Source organism: Pseudophaeobacter flagellatus (assembly GCF_021228235.1).
In the GTDB taxonomy this organism is placed as follows: Bacteria; Pseudomonadota; Alphaproteobacteria; order Rhodobacterales; family Rhodobacteraceae; genus Pseudophaeobacter; species Pseudophaeobacter flagellatus.
This window is the reverse complement of record NZ_JAJQRG010000005.1, coordinates 292,904-307,713: the sequence shown is the minus strand read 5'-3', so window position 1 is coordinate 307,713 and position 14,810 is coordinate 292,904. Positions and strand designations below refer to the sequence as shown.

The following is a 14,810-nucleotide window of genomic DNA, read 5'->3' as shown; positions in this document are numbered from 1 at the left end:
GGCTTGCGCCACGGCCTCCGGCGGGGATATTTTTAGCCAAATGAAGGGCTGGATCCAGGCGGGTCCGGCCCTTTTTCATAGACGAGGATGAGGAGCCATCCATGAGTTTTCTTGGGGTAGAGGCATCGCTGACCGGGCGTCGCTGGCTGGGGCTGGGCATTGATCTGGAGCGCGCGGCAGAACATATGGTACAGCAGACCGGCCTGCCGACGCCGCTGTGTCAAGTTCTGGCCCGGCGCGGCGTGCCCGCTCACGAGGCGGTCGGCTTCCTGACGCCGCAGCTGAAAGAGTTGCTGCCCGATCCGCGCCACATGAAGGACATGGAACTGGCAGCCACCCGTTTTCTGCAGGCTGTCGAAACGCGACAGCGCATCGCCATTTTTGCCGATTATGACGTCGATGGCGGCAGTTCTGCTGCGCTCTTGTTGGTCTGGCTGCGCGCCATGGGGTTGCAGGCCACGCTCTATATTCCTGATCGCATCGACGAGGGCTATGGGCCCAATGATGAGGCCATGTCTGGCCTGGCGCGGGACCATGATCTGATCGTCTGCGTCGACTGCGGCACCCTTTCGCATGGGCCGATTGCCGCCGCTAGGGGTGCGGATGTCATCGTGCTGGACCATCACCTTGGTGGTGAGACGCTGCCCGACTGCGTTGCGGTGGTAAATCCGAACCGGCAGGATGAAACGGGTGATCTGGGGTATTTCTGCGCTGCTGGCGTGGTCTTCCTGATGCTGGTCGAGGTGCGCCGCCAGGCCCGCGAAAAGGGACTTGGGGCTGGGCCGGACCTGCTGAGCCTGCTGGATCTGGTGGCACTGGCCACGGTGGCGGATGTGGCGCCGCTGATTGGTGCCAACCGGGCGCTGGTACGTCAGGGGCTGAAAGTGCTGGGGGCCAGGCAGCGCCCAGGCCTGGTGGCGCTAGCGGATGTCTCGCGGATGGATGCGGCACCGTCGACCTATCATCTGGGTTTTTTGCTCGGGCCGCGTGTCAATGCCGGAGGTCGCATCGGCAAGGCGGACCTTGGGGCGCGGCTTTTGTCGACGGACAACCCGCATGAGGCCGCCGCCCTGGCCGAGCAGCTGGATCAGCTCAACACTGAACGGCGAGATATTGAAAACGCGGTGCGTGCCTCTGCCATGGAACAGGCCGAGGCACGCGGCTTTGACGCGCCGCTGGTCTGGGCGGCCGGCGAAGGCTGGCATCCCGGTGTTGTTGGTATCGTTGCATCACGCCTGAAAGAGGCCGCAGGCCGTCCCGCCGTGGTCATTGGCCTGAACAATGGCGAGGGCAAGGGCTCTGGCCGGTCGGTCAGCGGCATAGACCTTGGCGCCGCAATCCAACGCACCGCAGCCGAAGGGCTGCTGCTGAAGGGGGGCGGCCACAAGATGGCGGCGGGCCTTACCCTTGCGCAAGACAAGCTGGAGGCGGCGATGGCGCGGCTAAGTGATCTTTTGGCGAAACAGGGCGCGGATCAGCTTGGGCCGTCGGATCTAAAGCTGGATGGCATGTTGATGCCCGGCGCCGCCACGATTGATCTGATCGAGCAGATCGAGCAGGCCGGCCCATTTGGTGCGGGTGCCGCGGCGCCGCGCTACGGCTTTCCCGATCTGGCAATTCGCTTTGCCAAACGCATCGGCGAGACCCACCTGAAGCTTTCTCTGACGGATGGGGTTGGCGGCACTTTGGATGCGATCTGCTTTGGTGCCTTTGACACCGCCCTTGGCCAGCGCCTGCTGGACCATGGGGGGGCGCGATTCCATTTTGCCGGTCGGCTTGAAATCAATTCCTGGGGCGGACGCCAAAGCCCGCAGCTGCGCCTAGAAGACGCCGCCGAAACCCAGTAATCCCGCATCAAAGGGGTCTAATCAGACAGAAATCTACCCGCCCCAAAAAAACTTACTTTTGATGCCTTTTTTAGCTTGCGGCTTTGGCATAGAGAAACTAAACACCGCTCCACAGCAAGTGGCCCGTTCGTCTATCGGTTAGGACGTCAGGTTTTCAACCTGAAAAGAGGGGTTCGACTCCCCTACGGGCTGCCACTACCCCCCCTTGAAGCAGAATACCACCCTGGCGTACCCGGCAAGATATTTGCCATGCGTCTTGGATATATGACTTCTATTCAGACACTTACCGCGCTGCAGAAAAATCGCCAATTAGCCAAAATTGCCCCTTGCGCCGCCGCCTGTGACTAAGTAATACAGCCACACGAAACAGTGGCCCGTTCGTCTATCGGTTAGGACGTCAGGTTTTCAACCTGAAAAGAGGGGTTCGACTCCCCTACGGGCTGCCACTTCCCTGATCAGTATGAGAAATGAACGCGCGACAACAGGGCGCATGACCTCTGCCTCTGCCTAGAGGCCTGCGCTGCGCACCATAGCAGGGCAGCGACAATGCACAGCAAAACCTGGTAAAACCTGTCGGATTGAAACCCGCCGCAGCTGACGCCCCGCCTGGGCATCGCTTCACCTTTAGTGAACGCCGTTCTCTGCCGTTTCGGGCTCGTCTTTTTGCATGCCCTCTTCATAAAAGAGGTGCTGCGACCGCCCCGCCCGCTTGGCCGCATAGAGCGCCAGATCGGCCTGATGCAACATGGCTGCAGCGTCTACTGTGCCAGAGTTCCATGTCGACAAAGTGGTGCCAGCGCTGGCTGAAACCTTGCACATCTTGCCGCCATAGGGCACTGGCTCCTCCAGTAGACGGATCAGTCTCTTGGCCAGGCCTGCAAGAACCCTTGTTTCATTAACACGTTCAAATATAATGACAAATTCATCACCACCGACACGGGCAACCGTATCGGATTGGCGGGTGCACTCTACCATGACCCTGGCGACGCTCTGCAAGACTGCATCCCCGGCCGCATGGCCCAAGGTATCGTTGACCTCTTTGAAGAAGTCGAGATCCACATGCATCAAGGCAAAATCCGTGCCCGATCCAATCAGCCGCTCGAGGATGTGATCCATGGCTCGGCGGTTCTTCAGCCCGGTAAGGGTATCGGTAAAGGCCTGTTCCTCGGCAGCAATTTTTGCCCCCTGCAAGCGCAGGTTCAACTGACGAGACGCCTCCATCGCAGCAGATTTGGCTTCAACCAGATAGAGCATTTCGATGGTCAGATCCGTGGGTGAGAAGTCCGCGCTGGTCAGATCGTAGTCGCGTACCGCCTCAAGCACCGAAATCCCAAAGGACAGATTTATCAGCGCGCCCTGCCCATCCGGCAGCGGGATCAACATGCCTTTCAGGCCAGTCTGGGGGCTGTCACGAAACTGGAGATGCAGTTTGGTGCCGGCAGTCTTGACCAGATCATCCATCGAACGCACCCGGCGCGGTCGTGTCATGTCGAAGATACGGAAGAACCGCTTGCCTGCCCACTCTAGATCGGGGCGCAGTTTCTTTAACGTGGGGCCAACGGAAACTAAGCGCCCAGCAGCATCGACGACTGCATGCATCGGGCACAGGAGATCCATGATCTTCAGAAGGTCAGCGTCATTCATCATAGGCTATGTGCCCCCAGATCAAAGGTCCGCCCTTCGGCAAAATCGGTTTCCACCAGGGTGATTGAAATCACCTCTGCGCTCTGGTCAGTGCCGTCCTGCGTGCCACGATAATCAAGGATCACCAGATCCCCGTAGTCATCTGCCATCGCCCGCAATACGCCCATCAGCACAAAGGCAAATCCAGGCAAGCCAGGCTGGCATATCAAGTCAAACTGCCCCGGAGAGATTTCTACCAGTTCAAGCGCGGGCAGATGCAGATCCGCCACTGCCAATCGCGCCCGATCAGGCAGATCATCCAGGGAATGCAGGAATTCGACGTAGTTTACCCCGCCAAACCGAAGCAAACGGCGCAGGGCTTCAACCTGCGGGTTGGACACCAAGAAGGTGCCGGTATCTTCCAGAATTTCAGACAGAGCCCGCTCCTGCGAGCGCTCCAGCGCTCTGAGCATCTTGGTGGATTGCGCATCCGTATAGAACAGCATGGCCTCAAACTCTGAAAAGCCAAGGTCAGCGGACTCCATAATATTAGCCCACCGGTCTTCCCCGTAGGTACTGACGACAAACGCCTGAATAGCTCTGTTGATCAGACCATGCATAAATTGGCCCCTTGTTACACCACGCCCATAAATGGCGCTGTATCGTTAATATACACCCAACAAATACAGTTTTACCGATTTTCAGGGGGAAATCCTGTAAGAACATCCAGTCGACGCACGCATTTGTGTGCCCTTATCCTGGCGTTCTATTGGCCCCGAAAATTGCTCATCCTGAAATTGCAAATACTTATCCGGGCTCCCCCTGCTGCCACAAGCCTAAGCCTGGCAAACAGAACAGACCGCCCCGTCGACTGGACTGCGTCATACCGCGATAAATTGGTTTGAGAAAGAAAAACAATCACCCGCTCCCAAAGAAGTGACAAGACGCTCTCTTTGATACAAGAACGGATCAGCCACCCGCACAGGGCGGGGCTGTCTGGGTACCTAAAAATCGGTAGGTGCGCCGCCTTCCGATTTACGCCGGGCGACAAAATCCTGCAGCGCCTCTCGGATGGCGACTTCCATGTCGGGTGGCTCGAACTCGGCCAGGATGTCTTTATAGATCCTGTTGGCACGCTCTGGCGTCCAGATCGATCCGGCGGCCTCCCAGGCCTCATAGTTGCGCCAGTCACTCAGGTAGGGTTGATAAAAGGCACTCGCATAGCGATCCTGGGTGTGCTGGATGCCAAAGAAATGCCCCTCGTTGCCCACCTCTCTGATTGCATCCAGAGCGATGTCTTCCTCTGCGGTGGCGCATATCTCTGGCTGCATATAGCGCTGAATCTGCTGCAAGACTTCGCAATCCATGATGAATTTTTCCGGGCTGGCGATCAACCCGCCCTCGAGCCAACCCGCCGCGTGATAAACCATATTGGTGCCCGATTGCACCGCTGCCCAGAGCGAATTGGAGGTCTCCCACATCGCCTGCCCGTCCGGTACATTGGCTGCACAGACCCCGGAAGAACGCATCGGCAGCCCATAGTAGCGCGCCATTTGCCCGGTCATCTGGGTCGCGCGCATATATTCCGGTGTACCAAAGGCGGGTGCGCCTGATTTCATATCTACATTCGAGGTAAAGGTGCCAATGGCGCAGGGGGTGCCGGGGCGCACATATTGAAACAGCGCAATCGCGCAGAGAGATTCAGCCAGAGACTGCGTCACAGCCCCTGCCATCGTCACCGGTGCCATCGCCCCGGCCAGGGTAAAGGGCGTCACCACAACCGCCTGCCCCCGCCGCACCAATCGCAGACAGCCATCAATCATCGGATAGTCATGCTTCAGCGGCGAGGTGGAATTGATATTGGTGTACATCCGCGGCTTGGCCTCGAATTCCGCATCGCTGAGCCCCCCAGCAATGCGCACCATCTCCATCACGTCTTCCACCCGTTCTTTGCCCAGCGAATAGGCATGCATCGCCTTGTCGGTCAGCGTCAACTTATCATAAAGAACGTCCAGGTGCCGCACCGAGGCATGGATATCCACCGGCTCTACCGGGTAGCCACCGGCAAAGTGGATACAGTTGAAATACTGGGTCAATTTCAACAAGTTCTGGCACTGCTCGCGAGAGCCGGCAACCTTCTTGCCAAGATCCAGATCCCAGTAGTTGGGCGGCGAAGACACATTGCCAAACAGCAGGTTCTTGCCGCCAATTGGAATGCTGCGCGCCGGGTTGCGCGGGGTGATGGTGAACTCGGGCGGCGCATGCGCCAGCATCTCCATCACAAAGCCCCGATCCATGCGCACCAAGTCACCTTCAACCTGACAGCCAGCCTGTTTGAAGAGCGCCAGCGCCTCTGGGTTGAGGAAAACAACGCCAATCTCTTCGAGAATGCGCATGGCCCCGTCGTGAATGGCCGCAACCCCCTCGGGCGGGAGCGGCTCAATAGGGGGATCAATGTTTTGCGGAATGGACCAGGGCATCTGCTGCAGCGCTGCCTGCCCCCGCCGCGCCGCCGCGCCTGCGCGCCCGCCGCCGCGTCGACTGCTGCGCTTTCCAACGGCACGCGCGACCAGTTTATCGCTAGATCCCGCTGCCGCAGCGCCCCCGGAACGGCCACCTGATGGATCTGTTTCGCGGGTCATGAAAGCCTCCTGCTAAAGCGCCAGCGCTGGGGGCGGCCACTGAACGCTGCGCCCCCGCTGTAACTTTAGCAGGCCCAATCTCGCCCCGGCGAACCTGTCCATTCACGACAGGTCATGTCGTTTTTGAGCCATATCAGCGCGGAGGATCCCTTTTCTGTACAGATGTGCCTAGTTCCACACAGATCGCGCTCTCCCCCAGGCCAAGGGAAAGACCCCGCCGATATGTTGCTCAGGTCATCTGCAGGCAGGCCCTACCGGTCGAGCCAAGCCGGGATTCCCCCAATATGTGGCAAGACCACATCTGCATGCGGTGCCAATTCGTTGCGTTCCGCCATGCCGGTCAGCACCCCAATGCAGGTCATCCCTGCAGCGGCCCCCGCCACTAGATCATGCAGACTGTCGCCCACCATGGCAGTGCGCCCCGGCGCCACACCAGTCGCTGCGCAAAACGCCAACAGAGGGTCCGCATCCGGCTTTGCCCCATGGCCACTGTCAAACCCCGCGACAAAGGAAAAACGGTCCAACACCCCGGCGCGCTCCAGCTGATTGATGGCCGAGGTCTCCGCGTCATTGGTCATGACTCCCAACACCTTGCCCCGCGCAAGCAAGTCATCCAGGAACGCCGCCAGAGGCACGGCTTCGCACAGCGCCGCCGATCCCGCGCTTTTGGCCAGAAAGCGCTCCAACTCGGGCTCGCTCATCTGCGGGACAAAGGGTGCCAGCACCGCCGCCACCTCGCCATTGGTGCCGGCAATCACCAGACTATCGGCATGAAAGCCGCCAGCGGCGCGGTCAAAACGGATCACTTGGGCCATAGCCTCGGCGCGGGCCTCATCCCCCTGGCTAAGCTGACCAAGCATATCTGCCGCCCAGGCATTCCAGGTGGCCTTGAATTCAAACAGCGTCCCGTCCTTGTCAAAGAGAAAGGCATCTACCGGCATCATTTATCCTTGTGCATTGTGATTTGACGCGAACCGTATCGGCAAACGCCCCTGGTGCAAGCCCTTAGTCGCGACCTTTTGGAAATTTGCCCAGGTTGGAAATTTGCCCAGGATCGGCGGTGTTCTCAGGTCCAGTGCACCTGCGCCCCCCCCGGCAGCGCCATCCGCGCGCGCATCGGCGTTTCATATGATAAATGGGCCTGATCGCAGAACTGCACCACCCAGGCATCGTCCATGGTTAAGAAATCGAGCACCGAACCGAGGAACTCAGGATCGCCGGCATGCGCCTTCAAATCCGCCTCTGCAGCGCCGGTTGCCCCCATAAACACCGGAAACAATTCATCATTTGCCATCAGCCAGGCCAAAACCTGTAGTCCGATGACTTCAGCCTGATCAGCGGAGATCTGCATAATGGTCCTATTCCTGACATGGTATCGTCAAATTAGTAAAAATCCGAAACAGTTTATTAACCTGTCTAGCGGAAACTTCCAGTGTAGCGAGTACAAGGCTTGAAAGGCGACCCGCGTGCAAGGAACGATCCTAGTCATAGATGGTATCTCTACCAACCGTATTATGCTGAAGGTTCAGCTGACGGAAGCCTGCTATGGTGTGGAACAGGCCGACTGCGTTGCCGATGTCCTTGAGGCGGCGCGCCACAGCCGCCCTGATCTGGTGCTGACCGCCATGACTCTGCCCGACGGGACCGCCGCAGATGTCAAGAATGCACTGCGTCAGGATGACATGCTTGCCGATATTCCCGTCATTGCCATCACCCAGTCCAATGCGGTTGAACGACGCCTGAATGCGCTATCATCCGGGATTGACGATGTGCTGCCGCAGCCCGTCGATGATGTCATCCTGCAGGCCCGCATTCGCAGTCTGCTACGCGCCCGCAGCACCAACGAAGAACTGCACATGCAGCGCGATGCCTCACATGGGTTTGTGCTGCCGCTGTCAGATCGCGCAGGCCATGCACAGTCCAGCACGGCAAATGTAGCCCTGGTGGCTCAGGATGCCCAAACTGCGCAGGCCTGGGCCGAACGGCTGGGGGATCAACTGCCCTATACGCTGCAGTGCCACCAATTGAACGATATCAAACTGATGATGAGCGCGCCGGTCGCGGATGTCTTTATCATCGAGCTGAACGAAACCTCTGCTGGCCCCGGCCTGCGGCTGCTCGCCGACCTGCGCGCCCGCGCCTCTACCCGGCAATCGGTGGTCATCGCGGTGCCCAACCCGGCGGATCCGGTCATCGCCGCCGAAGCGCTGGACCGTGGTGCCCATGATGTATTGCAGGCGGGGTTTGATGTTGACGAACTGGCGCTGCGCTTGACCACGCAGCTACAGTATAAATCCCGTAATGATCAGCTACGCGACAGCGTTCGCAACGGGCTACGGGCTGCTGTGCAGGACCCGATGACCGGGCTGTATAATCGCCGCTATGCCAAACCCTTTCTGGATCGCACCGCCAAACGCGCCAGCGAAAGCGATGGCAGCTTTGCCCTGATGCTGGCAGATCTGGATCACTTCAAGCGGATCAATGACCAATATGGCCACCCCGCTGGAGACGCCGTCCTGATCGAAGCTGCCCGGCGGCTGCAGGCCCAGATGCGCCCCGTCGATCTGGTCGCCCGTGTCGGCGGCGAAGAGTTCATGATTGTGCTGCCCGGCGCCGATGAAATCACTGCGGGCATGGCGGCTGTGGCACTGTGCAATGCCATCAATAGCCAGCCTTTTCATGTGCCCGGTCTTGCCACCCCGATCAACGTCACCATCAGCATTGGCGCAGTGATTGGCCGCGATGCCTGCAGCGTCCCCGCCACCAAGGACCGTAGCTCAATCAGCGTCACCGATATGATTTCACAGGCAGACCGGGCCCTATATGATGCCAAGAATGCTGGGCGCAATCAGGTCACCCTGAGCAAAACATCCCCAGTGGCGGCCTGACGGCGGGCAGCAGAAAAACCTAGAATCGCAGAACTAATTATACTGGGCTCGGATCTGGCGATATCACGCCATGCGCTTTGCAGAGAGCTGGTGGTCAGCGCTCCAACTGATGTTGCATCCGCTCGGCAAGCCTGCGCCGTTCTTTCAGGCTCAGACCCTCCAGGCGTTGCCCCCAGACATCGACAACGAAGCGCAAGAATTGATGGGTCTCGACGATATGGGCCTCGAGCACCGTCGCAACGGCCGTCCGGTCCAGCCTTTCGGCCTGGAGCAGCGCAACCATCTGGTCCATCTCGGCGCGGCGCCGATCTGCGACGCTCTGGCTGTCACCCTCATGCTGTTTCAGCAGCCGGAGCATCTCTTGGCGGCCAATGTCCTTGAAGATAAAGCGCCCCAGCATCGGTGGCTTGTCGCGGCGATGCGACGAACCATGCGGCGTATCATGGTACCGCCAGGCCATCCCCGCCCCCAGCCCGATCACCGCCAGGTTCAACGCCAGCGACAGCGCCAACACGATTTTCAGCCAGGGGCGCAGGCCGGGTTTTGGTGTCTGGCTCATTCGAATACCTCATCGCTCATCAGAAAGCTCACGTCATAATCCAGATCCGCAAGCAGCTGCGGCGCACTGGAGGCAGCAGCCAGGCCCGCCACCGGATCGGGTAAAAACACAGGCGGTACCAGCCCAAGCCAGAGCCCCACGAGGCTCGCCGCTGCCAGTCCACCCAGCGCGGGCCAGCCACCAATCGCCGCAGTGAATTGCCGCCACAGGCGCTGCGGTCTTGTACTGGGATCGGTCGCGCTGCCCGTGCCGGGCGTGACCATGCTCTGGTCGCGCTGCATCATATGTGCATCAGCCAGGATGGTTGCCTGCAGATCGGACGGCAAGGCGGGCCGTGCCTGACGGGCGCAGGCAAAGAGATCCTCCAGATCCGCCATCTCACTCAGAGTTTTATCACCTTCAGACATCGCGATACCCCAATTCCTCTTGGCGGTTGGCAAGAATCTTTGCCAGCGCCCGTTTGCCGCGCGCCGTCAGGCTCTCGACCGCTTCGACGCTAATCTCCATGATCCCGGAAATCTCCGGGTTGGTCAGTTCTTCGATGTGGCGAAGGACCACGGCCTGGCGCTGGCGCTCTGGCAGTTGCATCAGTGCCTGTTGCAGGGCGTCCTGGCGGGCGTTTTCCTGCAATTGATCCGGCGCAGAGCGGGCCGGATCCACCGGATCCGGAATAGCATCCAGATCCACATGTCCGCCGCGCTGGCGCCGCTTCAGATCAATGCACAGGTTCATCACCACCCGATAGAGCCAGGTCGAAACCCGCGCCTGCCCCGGCTGCCAGTCCGGCGCCATGCGCCACAGACGCATCATTGCCTCCTGGGTGATATCCTCGGCCTCGGCCCGGTTACCCAGAACCCGCTGCGCCACACCAAAGGCACGCGGCCCCAGCCTTGCCAGCAGATCGGCTGCGGCCTGGGAATCGCCATTGGCATAGAGCACCAGCAACGCGTCATCCGTTGCAGGTGCCCCTGTTGTCGTCCCCGTCGTCGCGGCTGGCCGTGCCGCAGCCATCGCATCTGACGGGGCAGAGTCCAAAACCGGGGCGGCAACGGCGCGCGACGCGGGGCCTGTCGCAGGCCCGCTCACTGCGCCCCCCTTTGCAGAGCGGAACCCAAGCTGGCCCCGCCCCGCAAGAGGGACCAACCAAGAACTATCGGGGGAAAGTGCAACACCCTGTTTCAATCAATCCTGATTTTTCTCACCTGCTCTGTGTTCAGAACAATCTTCATCGCCACTACCATGTCCACCCCCATGCTTGCCACCGCGATGATGGCGCATTTTGCCAAACTCGTCTTGCGAGATGCTACCATTGTCGTCGCGGTCCATCCGCGCAAACATGTCACCATGGTGGCCGCGTTTGCTCATTTCCGCCTGGCTCAGCTGACCGTCGTCATCCTGATCCATATGGCGGATCATCGCCGCAACACGTTTCGCCAGCCGCTCTTCGCCCCTGGCCTGCAACTCCTCTGCAGAAAGCTTGCCGTCACCATTGCTGTCAGCTGCACCAAAGTCTGCGGCCTTGTGCGCCTCCATCTCTGCCTTGGTGATCTCGCCATTGCCGTCGCTATCCAGCTCTTCGAACTGAACCTTTGGCCCCATCGGACCAAAACCTGGCTTGGCCATGGCGGTTGTCGCCGCAAGCATCGCTGCTGTGGCCAGGATGGCGACAATAGGTTTGGTCTGAATCTTGATCCGTGACATGTTTCTGATCTCCTATTTGGCCTGAGGCAGCCCTGTGCCGCCCAAGACCCAGACTAAACGCGCCATGCGGCGCTTTCCGTCGCGCCCGGCGAAAAATAGTGCAGACTGGCGGCACGCATGCTCCCCTGCTTGCGCCGCGGCATCAGGCCGCAGCGATTTGCACGGGCTTTCCATCCTCCGGCAGACAGGCGATGATTGCGCCACAAGAACAGGATTACCCATGACCGAGTCTCAGGCCTCCCCCGCTGCTATATCTGCTGCTGCACCCGACCGCCCCGACCGCGCCACCTGGCCCGCCCTGGCCAAGGGCTGGCGGCGCAGCTGCCCCGATTGCGGCAAGGGCGCGGTGTTGCATTCCTATCTGAAAATGAATGATCGTTGCGATCATTGCGGGTTGGATCTGTCCCAGGCACGGGCTGATGACGGACCGGCCTATCTGACCATTTTGCTGGTGGGTCATATCATGGCCCCGCTGTTGCATGTGGTCTATTTCACCTGGCGTCCCGAACCTCTCGTAACGTTTTCCGTATTCTCCATTGGCTGCATTGTCTCTTCTCTCTATCTTTTACCCAGACTAAAAGGGGTGGTGGTTGCCTATCAATGGGCCCGCCGGATGTATGGCTTTGATACCAAGGACTAACATCCCCCAGGACACACAAGAGGGAGAAACCGGCCGATGAGCGAGACTGCACTGCAGGGCGTGACATCCGAAGACCGCAGCGCGATCCGCAATGCGGCGACAATCATCGCGTTGCGCGACCGGATGGGCGAGAATCCAAAGGTTCTGATGGGGCAGCGCGGCTCCAAAGCCGTGTTCATGCCCAACAAATTTGTCTTTCCCGGCGGTGCTGTCGATCTGGCCGATGCCACGGTGCCGCTTGCCCAGCCGCTGCCCGCGATCTGCCGCGATCGGCTGGCCGATCAGGCCAGCACCGGACTGGATCACGCCCTGGCCATTGCTGCCATCCGCGAGCTTTGGGAAGAAACCGGGCTGGTTCTGGGCCATCCCGGTACCTGGCAGGACACGATCGCCGAGGATTGGCGCGGCTTTGCCGCCACTGGCCATCTGCCCTCGGCTCGGGCGCTGCAGTTTGTCTTTCGCGCGCTCACCCCGCCCGGCCGCCCCCGGCGGTTTGATGCCCGGTTTTTCCTGGTTGATGCAGATGAGATCAGCGGCGATCTGGATGATTTCTCGCGCGCGTCGGATGAGCTGTCGCATCTGCAATGGATACCGCTGAACAAGGTGCGCAGCTTTGATCTGCCCTTCATCACCGAGGTGGTTCTGGCCGAAGTCACTGGCCGGTTGAAGGACCGCAGCCCACCGCGCAGTGTGCCCTATTTCTGCAACAACGACGAAGAAAGCCTGTTTCTGCGTCTCAAGGGCAGACCAATGCCCAACCAAGAATAACCCAGGCCGACTGGCCGGGGCAGGATTACAGGGCCAGCCCCAATGCCAGAATGGACAGGATCAACAGCGCCATGCCGGTAATTTCACGGTGACTGATCTTTTCTTTGAAAAACAGAATTGACGCCAGCACTGACAACAGAAGCTCTACCTGCCCCAGCGCCTTGACATAAGCGGCGTTCTGCAGGGCGAAGGCCCAGAACCAGCAGAACGAACCGCCCAGGCTGGTCAGCCCCACCCAGATGGCCACCCGCCGCGCCCGCCAGACGCGGGTGATTTCTCCCTGTTCGCGCCAGGCCAGCCAGACCACCATCAGCAGGGTTTGCAGGCTCACCACTGATGCCAGCGTTACCGCCGCGCGAAACACAGCCGGCAGATCCCCCAACTGCAGCGCCGCGCCGCGATAGCTGACGGCGGAAAAGGCAAACAGCACCCCCGCCCCCAGCCCCAACCGAGAGGCCAGATTGGTCAGATGTCGCCACCAGGCCCCGGTGGCATCCGGCGGCCGGGACAGCACCAGAACCGCCCCCAACCCCAGCAGAATTGCAACCCAGCCCCAGGCACTGATCCCATCGCCAAGAACCACCAACCCCAGCAGGGCGGTCTGAATGACTTCGGTTTTTTTGAAGGTAATGCCAACGGCAAAATTGCGCTGTTTGAACAGGGCCACAACGCAGATCGTCGCCAGGATCTGTGACAGGCCGCCCACCAGGGCAAAGCCCCAGAACACCCCCCCCAGATGCGGCAGGCTTTTTCCGCTGGCAAACAGATAGGCCGCAAGCCCTGCGATGATAAAGGGCGCCGAATAGGCAAATCTGGCAAAGGTAGCGCCACCCGGAGACAGGGTGACCGTGCTCAGCACCTTTTGCAGCATAAAGCGAAAGGTCTGAAAGGTGGCGGCGGCAATTGTTACGGGGATCCAGGTCAGCATGGCTGCCGTTATGATCCGCTAGTCTTCTGATGACCAGAGCGGATGTGGCACTGGATCCTTACTGCGTAGCAGATACCGCAAAAAAACCTGACCATAGCTTTTATAGTGATAGCCCTGGTTCATTGACAAAAACAGATCTCGGTTCTCCCGGTAAAGCCGCGGCAGCGCATGCCAGGGCACGCCCGGGTGCATGTGGTGGACGATGTGCAGATTGTTGTGCAGGAACAGCCAGGCCAGCGGGCCGCGATCCTCTACCACCACGGTGCGACTGTGGCATTCGGCATGGGCGCGATGTTCCAGAAATGTGCGGATCTTGAGCAAGGCCAGCCCGATATAACCGCCCAGGAAAAGCACCCAGAGCGGCGTCGGGCTTGCCAGGGTGATGGTGATGACCACCCCCAGGCCCAATCCATGCAGGCCCCAATCGCGCAGCACAGCCTGGCGTTCAACGTCGCGGCCCTGCCCCCGCATCAGGCGCCAATCCCCGATCATAAAGCAGATCTGCCCCACAAGCGGCCCCAACAGCACCCGCCCCAGCAGGGTATTGTTCGTCCGCAGCAGCAGTCGGCGCCAGCCCGGCATCCGGGCCCAGACCTCGGGATCCTGAAAATTGCTTTCGGGATCGTCATAGGGATCGGTCAGGCGATCATCCCGGTGATGCGCCAGATGGGTGTCGCGAAAACGGCCATAGGGGATGAACAGGGACAGCGGTAAAAACAACAGCGCCTCGTTCCAACCGGGGCGGCGAAACGGGTGCCCATGCAGCGCCTCATGGCTCAGCGAGGAATGCAACGCCGCAAGCCCCCCAAGGCAGAGTACGCTCAGCCCCAAGCCCAGCCCCGGCAGCAGGAACAACACCAGCAGCCACAGCCCATAGCAGGCCAATATCAGGACAAGGGTGCCCCATTCCACCCCGCGTGGTAGGGCTGTGGCACAATCGACGCTTTGGCGCAGATCAGACATTTACCCGCCCCCAGGTGATCCGGGTCCAGACCCGCTCGTAGATCACATAACAGGTAAACCCCAGCGCGGTATTGGCCAGCGCCATGACCCCGCCAAGACTGGCAGATCCAGTGACCACCACCCCGACAGCCGTCATGGTCGCAAATCCGATTGCGTTCCAGACCAAGGCCTTAACCAGTGATCTCCTGCGGGTTTCCATGTTGTTCTTTCTGCTGCTGATGCCATGCCAGCAGTCGTAGCGCCCCTAACCA

16 protein-coding genes and 2 tRNA genes are annotated in these 14,810 nt (G+C 60.1%); 6 read left to right on the top strand and 12 right to left on the bottom strand.

The genetic code is table 11. The features are described from left to right. Nucleotides 1-101: 101 nt before the first annotated feature. The 3 genes from recJ (at nt 102) to LRK71_RS12360 (ending at nt 2,293) form a co-directional block, all read left to right on the top strand. A complete protein-coding gene (recJ, locus tag LRK71_RS12370; RefSeq protein ID WP_232404111.1) occupies nt 102-1,847 on the top strand; it encodes a single-stranded-DNA-specific exonuclease RecJ in 1,746 nt (581 codons plus the stop codon). Nucleotides 1,848-1,967: 120 nt separating this feature from the next. Next, nucleotides 1,968-2,042 (top strand) — tRNA-Glu (locus tag LRK71_RS12365). A 176-nt stretch (nt 2,043-2,218) separates the two neighbouring features. Next, a tRNA-Glu gene (locus LRK71_RS12360) sits at nt 2,219-2,293 on the top strand. A gap of 178 nt (nt 2,294-2,471) precedes the next feature. Here LRK71_RS12360 and LRK71_RS12355 read toward each other — a convergent pair. From LRK71_RS12355 to LRK71_RS12335, 5 genes are all read right to left on the bottom strand, one after another. Next, nucleotides 2,472-3,494: a GGDEF domain-containing protein gene (locus tag LRK71_RS12355; RefSeq protein WP_232404110.1), complete on the bottom strand. Its 1,023-nt coding sequence runs from the start codon at nt 3,492-3,494 to the stop codon at nt 2,472-2,474. Beyond that, the gene (locus LRK71_RS12350) at nt 3,491-4,090 is read right to left on the bottom strand and encodes a heme NO-binding domain-containing protein (protein WP_232404108.1); all 600 of its coding nucleotides are present in this window, start codon (nt 4,088-4,090) and stop codon (nt 3,491-3,493) included. The genes LRK71_RS12355 and LRK71_RS12350 overlap by 4 nt, the downstream gene beginning before the upstream one ends. Nucleotides 4,091-4,474: 384 nt before the next feature. Continuing rightward, on the bottom strand, nt 4,475-6,112 hold the full coding sequence (locus LRK71_RS12345) for a trimethylamine methyltransferase family protein (RefSeq protein WP_232404107.1): 1,638 nt from the start codon (nt 6,110-6,112) through the stop codon (nt 4,475-4,477). A gap of 251 nt (nt 6,113-6,363) precedes the next feature. Further along, nucleotides 6,364-7,053: an HAD family hydrolase gene (locus LRK71_RS12340; RefSeq protein WP_232404105.1), complete on the bottom strand. Its 690-nt coding sequence runs from the start codon at nt 7,051-7,053 to the stop codon at nt 6,364-6,366. Between the two features lie 125 nt (nt 7,054-7,178). Then, the gene (locus tag LRK71_RS12335) at nt 7,179-7,463 is read right to left on the bottom strand and encodes a DUF3572 domain-containing protein (protein ID WP_232404103.1); all 285 of its coding nucleotides are present in this window, start codon (nt 7,461-7,463) and stop codon (nt 7,179-7,181) included. 115 nt (nt 7,464-7,578) lie between these two features. Between LRK71_RS12335 and LRK71_RS12330 the strand changes: the two genes are divergently transcribed. Beyond that, the gene (locus LRK71_RS12330) at nt 7,579-9,000 is read left to right on the top strand and encodes a diguanylate cyclase (RefSeq protein WP_232404102.1); all 1,422 of its coding nucleotides are present in this window, start codon (nt 7,579-7,581) and stop codon (nt 8,998-9,000) included. Between the two features lie 94 nt (nt 9,001-9,094). Here the strand turns inward: LRK71_RS12330 and LRK71_RS12325 are convergent, their stop codons facing one another. The 4 genes from LRK71_RS12325 to LRK71_RS12310 form a co-directional block, all read right to left on the bottom strand. Then, nucleotides 9,095-9,559 (bottom strand): periplasmic heavy metal sensor, encoded by a 465-nt coding sequence (locus LRK71_RS12325; RefSeq protein ID WP_232404099.1) that lies wholly within the window; start codon nt 9,557-9,559, stop codon nt 9,095-9,097. Beyond that, complete coding sequence (locus LRK71_RS12320) at nt 9,556-9,966, bottom strand: hypothetical protein (protein ID WP_232404098.1); 411 nt, start codon at nt 9,964-9,966, stop codon at nt 9,556-9,558. The genes LRK71_RS12325 and LRK71_RS12320 overlap by 4 nt, the downstream gene beginning before the upstream one ends. Further along, nucleotides 9,959-10,570: an RNA polymerase sigma factor gene (locus tag LRK71_RS12315; RefSeq protein WP_232404174.1), complete on the bottom strand. Its 612-nt coding sequence runs from the start codon at nt 10,568-10,570 to the stop codon at nt 9,959-9,961. Before LRK71_RS12315 ends, LRK71_RS12320 begins: the two co-directional genes overlap by 8 nt. A 171-nt stretch (nt 10,571-10,741) precedes the next feature. Continuing rightward, nucleotides 10,742-11,260, bottom strand: a complete 519-nt coding sequence (locus tag LRK71_RS12310) for an EF-hand domain-containing protein (RefSeq protein ID WP_232404097.1) — start codon at nt 11,258-11,260, stop codon at nt 10,742-10,744. A gap of 220 nt (nt 11,261-11,480) precedes the next feature. Between LRK71_RS12310 and LRK71_RS12305 the strand changes: the two genes are divergently transcribed. Together LRK71_RS12305 and LRK71_RS12300 are read left to right on the top strand one after the other, a co-directional pair. Further along, complete coding sequence (locus LRK71_RS12305; protein ID WP_232404096.1) at nt 11,481-11,900, top strand: DUF983 domain-containing protein; 420 nt, start codon at nt 11,481-11,483, stop codon at nt 11,898-11,900. A gap of 36 nt (nt 11,901-11,936) precedes the next feature. Next, the gene (locus tag LRK71_RS12300; protein ID WP_232404095.1) at nt 11,937-12,668 is read left to right on the top strand and encodes an NUDIX hydrolase; all 732 of its coding nucleotides are present in this window, start codon (nt 11,937-11,939) and stop codon (nt 12,666-12,668) included. Nucleotides 12,669-12,693: 25 nt separating this feature from the next. On the opposite strand, the gene LRK71_RS12295 is transcribed toward LRK71_RS12300, so the two are convergent. The 3 genes from LRK71_RS12295 to LRK71_RS12285 are packed head-to-tail and all read right to left on the bottom strand — an operon-like array spanning nt 12,694 to nt 14,758. Further along, nucleotides 12,694-13,596, bottom strand: a complete 903-nt coding sequence (locus LRK71_RS12295; protein ID WP_232404094.1) for a DMT family transporter — start codon at nt 13,594-13,596, stop codon at nt 12,694-12,696. 18 nt (nt 13,597-13,614) lie between these two features. Continuing rightward, nucleotides 13,615-14,559 (bottom strand): fatty acid desaturase, encoded by a 945-nt coding sequence (locus tag LRK71_RS12290; protein WP_232404093.1) that lies wholly within the window; start codon nt 14,557-14,559, stop codon nt 13,615-13,617. Next, nucleotides 14,552-14,758 (bottom strand): DUF2061 domain-containing protein, encoded by a 207-nt coding sequence (locus tag LRK71_RS12285; protein ID WP_232404092.1) that lies wholly within the window; start codon nt 14,756-14,758, stop codon nt 14,552-14,554. The genes LRK71_RS12290 and LRK71_RS12285 overlap by 8 nt, the downstream gene beginning before the upstream one ends. Nucleotides 14,759-14,810 lie beyond the last annotated feature (52 nt).

Excerpts from the sequence above, each read along its gene's own strand:
- recJ (WP_232404111.1), top strand. The coding sequence starts at position 102 with ATGAGTTTTCTTGGGGTAGAGGCATCGCTGACCGGGCGTCGCTGGCTG.
- LRK71_RS12355 (WP_232404110.1), bottom strand. The coding sequence starts at position 3,494 with ATGATGAATGACGCTGACCTTCTGAAGATCATGGATCTCCTGTGCCCG.
- LRK71_RS12350 (WP_232404108.1), bottom strand. The coding sequence starts at position 4,090 with ATGCATGGTCTGATCAACAGAGCTATTCAGGCGTTTGTCGTCAGTACC.
- LRK71_RS12345 (WP_232404107.1), bottom strand. The coding sequence starts at position 6,112 with ATGACCCGCGAAACAGATCCATCAGGTGGCCGTTCCGGGGGCGCTGCG.
- LRK71_RS12340 (WP_232404105.1), bottom strand. The coding sequence starts at position 7,053 with ATGCCGGTAGATGCCTTTCTCTTTGACAAGGACGGGACGCTGTTTGAA.
- LRK71_RS12335 (WP_232404103.1), bottom strand. The coding sequence starts at position 7,463 with ATGCAGATCTCCGCTGATCAGGCTGAAGTCATCGGACTACAGGTTTTG.
- LRK71_RS12325 (WP_232404099.1), bottom strand. The coding sequence starts at position 9,559 with ATGAGCCAGACACCAAAACCCGGCCTGCGCCCCTGGCTGAAAATCGTG.
- LRK71_RS12320 (WP_232404098.1), bottom strand. The coding sequence starts at position 9,966 with ATGTCTGAAGGTGATAAAACTCTGAGTGAGATGGCGGATCTGGAGGAT.
- LRK71_RS12315 (WP_232404174.1), bottom strand. The coding sequence starts at position 10,570 with ATGGCTGCGGCACGGCCAGCCGCGACGACGGGGACGACAACAGGGGCA.
- LRK71_RS12310 (WP_232404097.1), bottom strand. The coding sequence starts at position 11,260 with ATGTCACGGATCAAGATTCAGACCAAACCTATTGTCGCCATCCTGGCC.
- LRK71_RS12305 (WP_232404096.1), top strand. The coding sequence starts at position 11,481 with ATGACCGAGTCTCAGGCCTCCCCCGCTGCTATATCTGCTGCTGCACCC.
- LRK71_RS12300 (WP_232404095.1), top strand. The coding sequence starts at position 11,937 with ATGAGCGAGACTGCACTGCAGGGCGTGACATCCGAAGACCGCAGCGCG.
- LRK71_RS12295 (WP_232404094.1), bottom strand. The coding sequence starts at position 13,596 with ATGCTGACCTGGATCCCCGTAACAATTGCCGCCGCCACCTTTCAGACC.
- LRK71_RS12290 (WP_232404093.1), bottom strand. The coding sequence starts at position 14,559 with ATGTCTGATCTGCGCCAAAGCGTCGATTGTGCCACAGCCCTACCACGC.
- LRK71_RS12285 (WP_232404092.1), bottom strand. The coding sequence starts at position 14,758 with ATGGAAACCCGCAGGAGATCACTGGTTAAGGCCTTGGTCTGGAACGCA.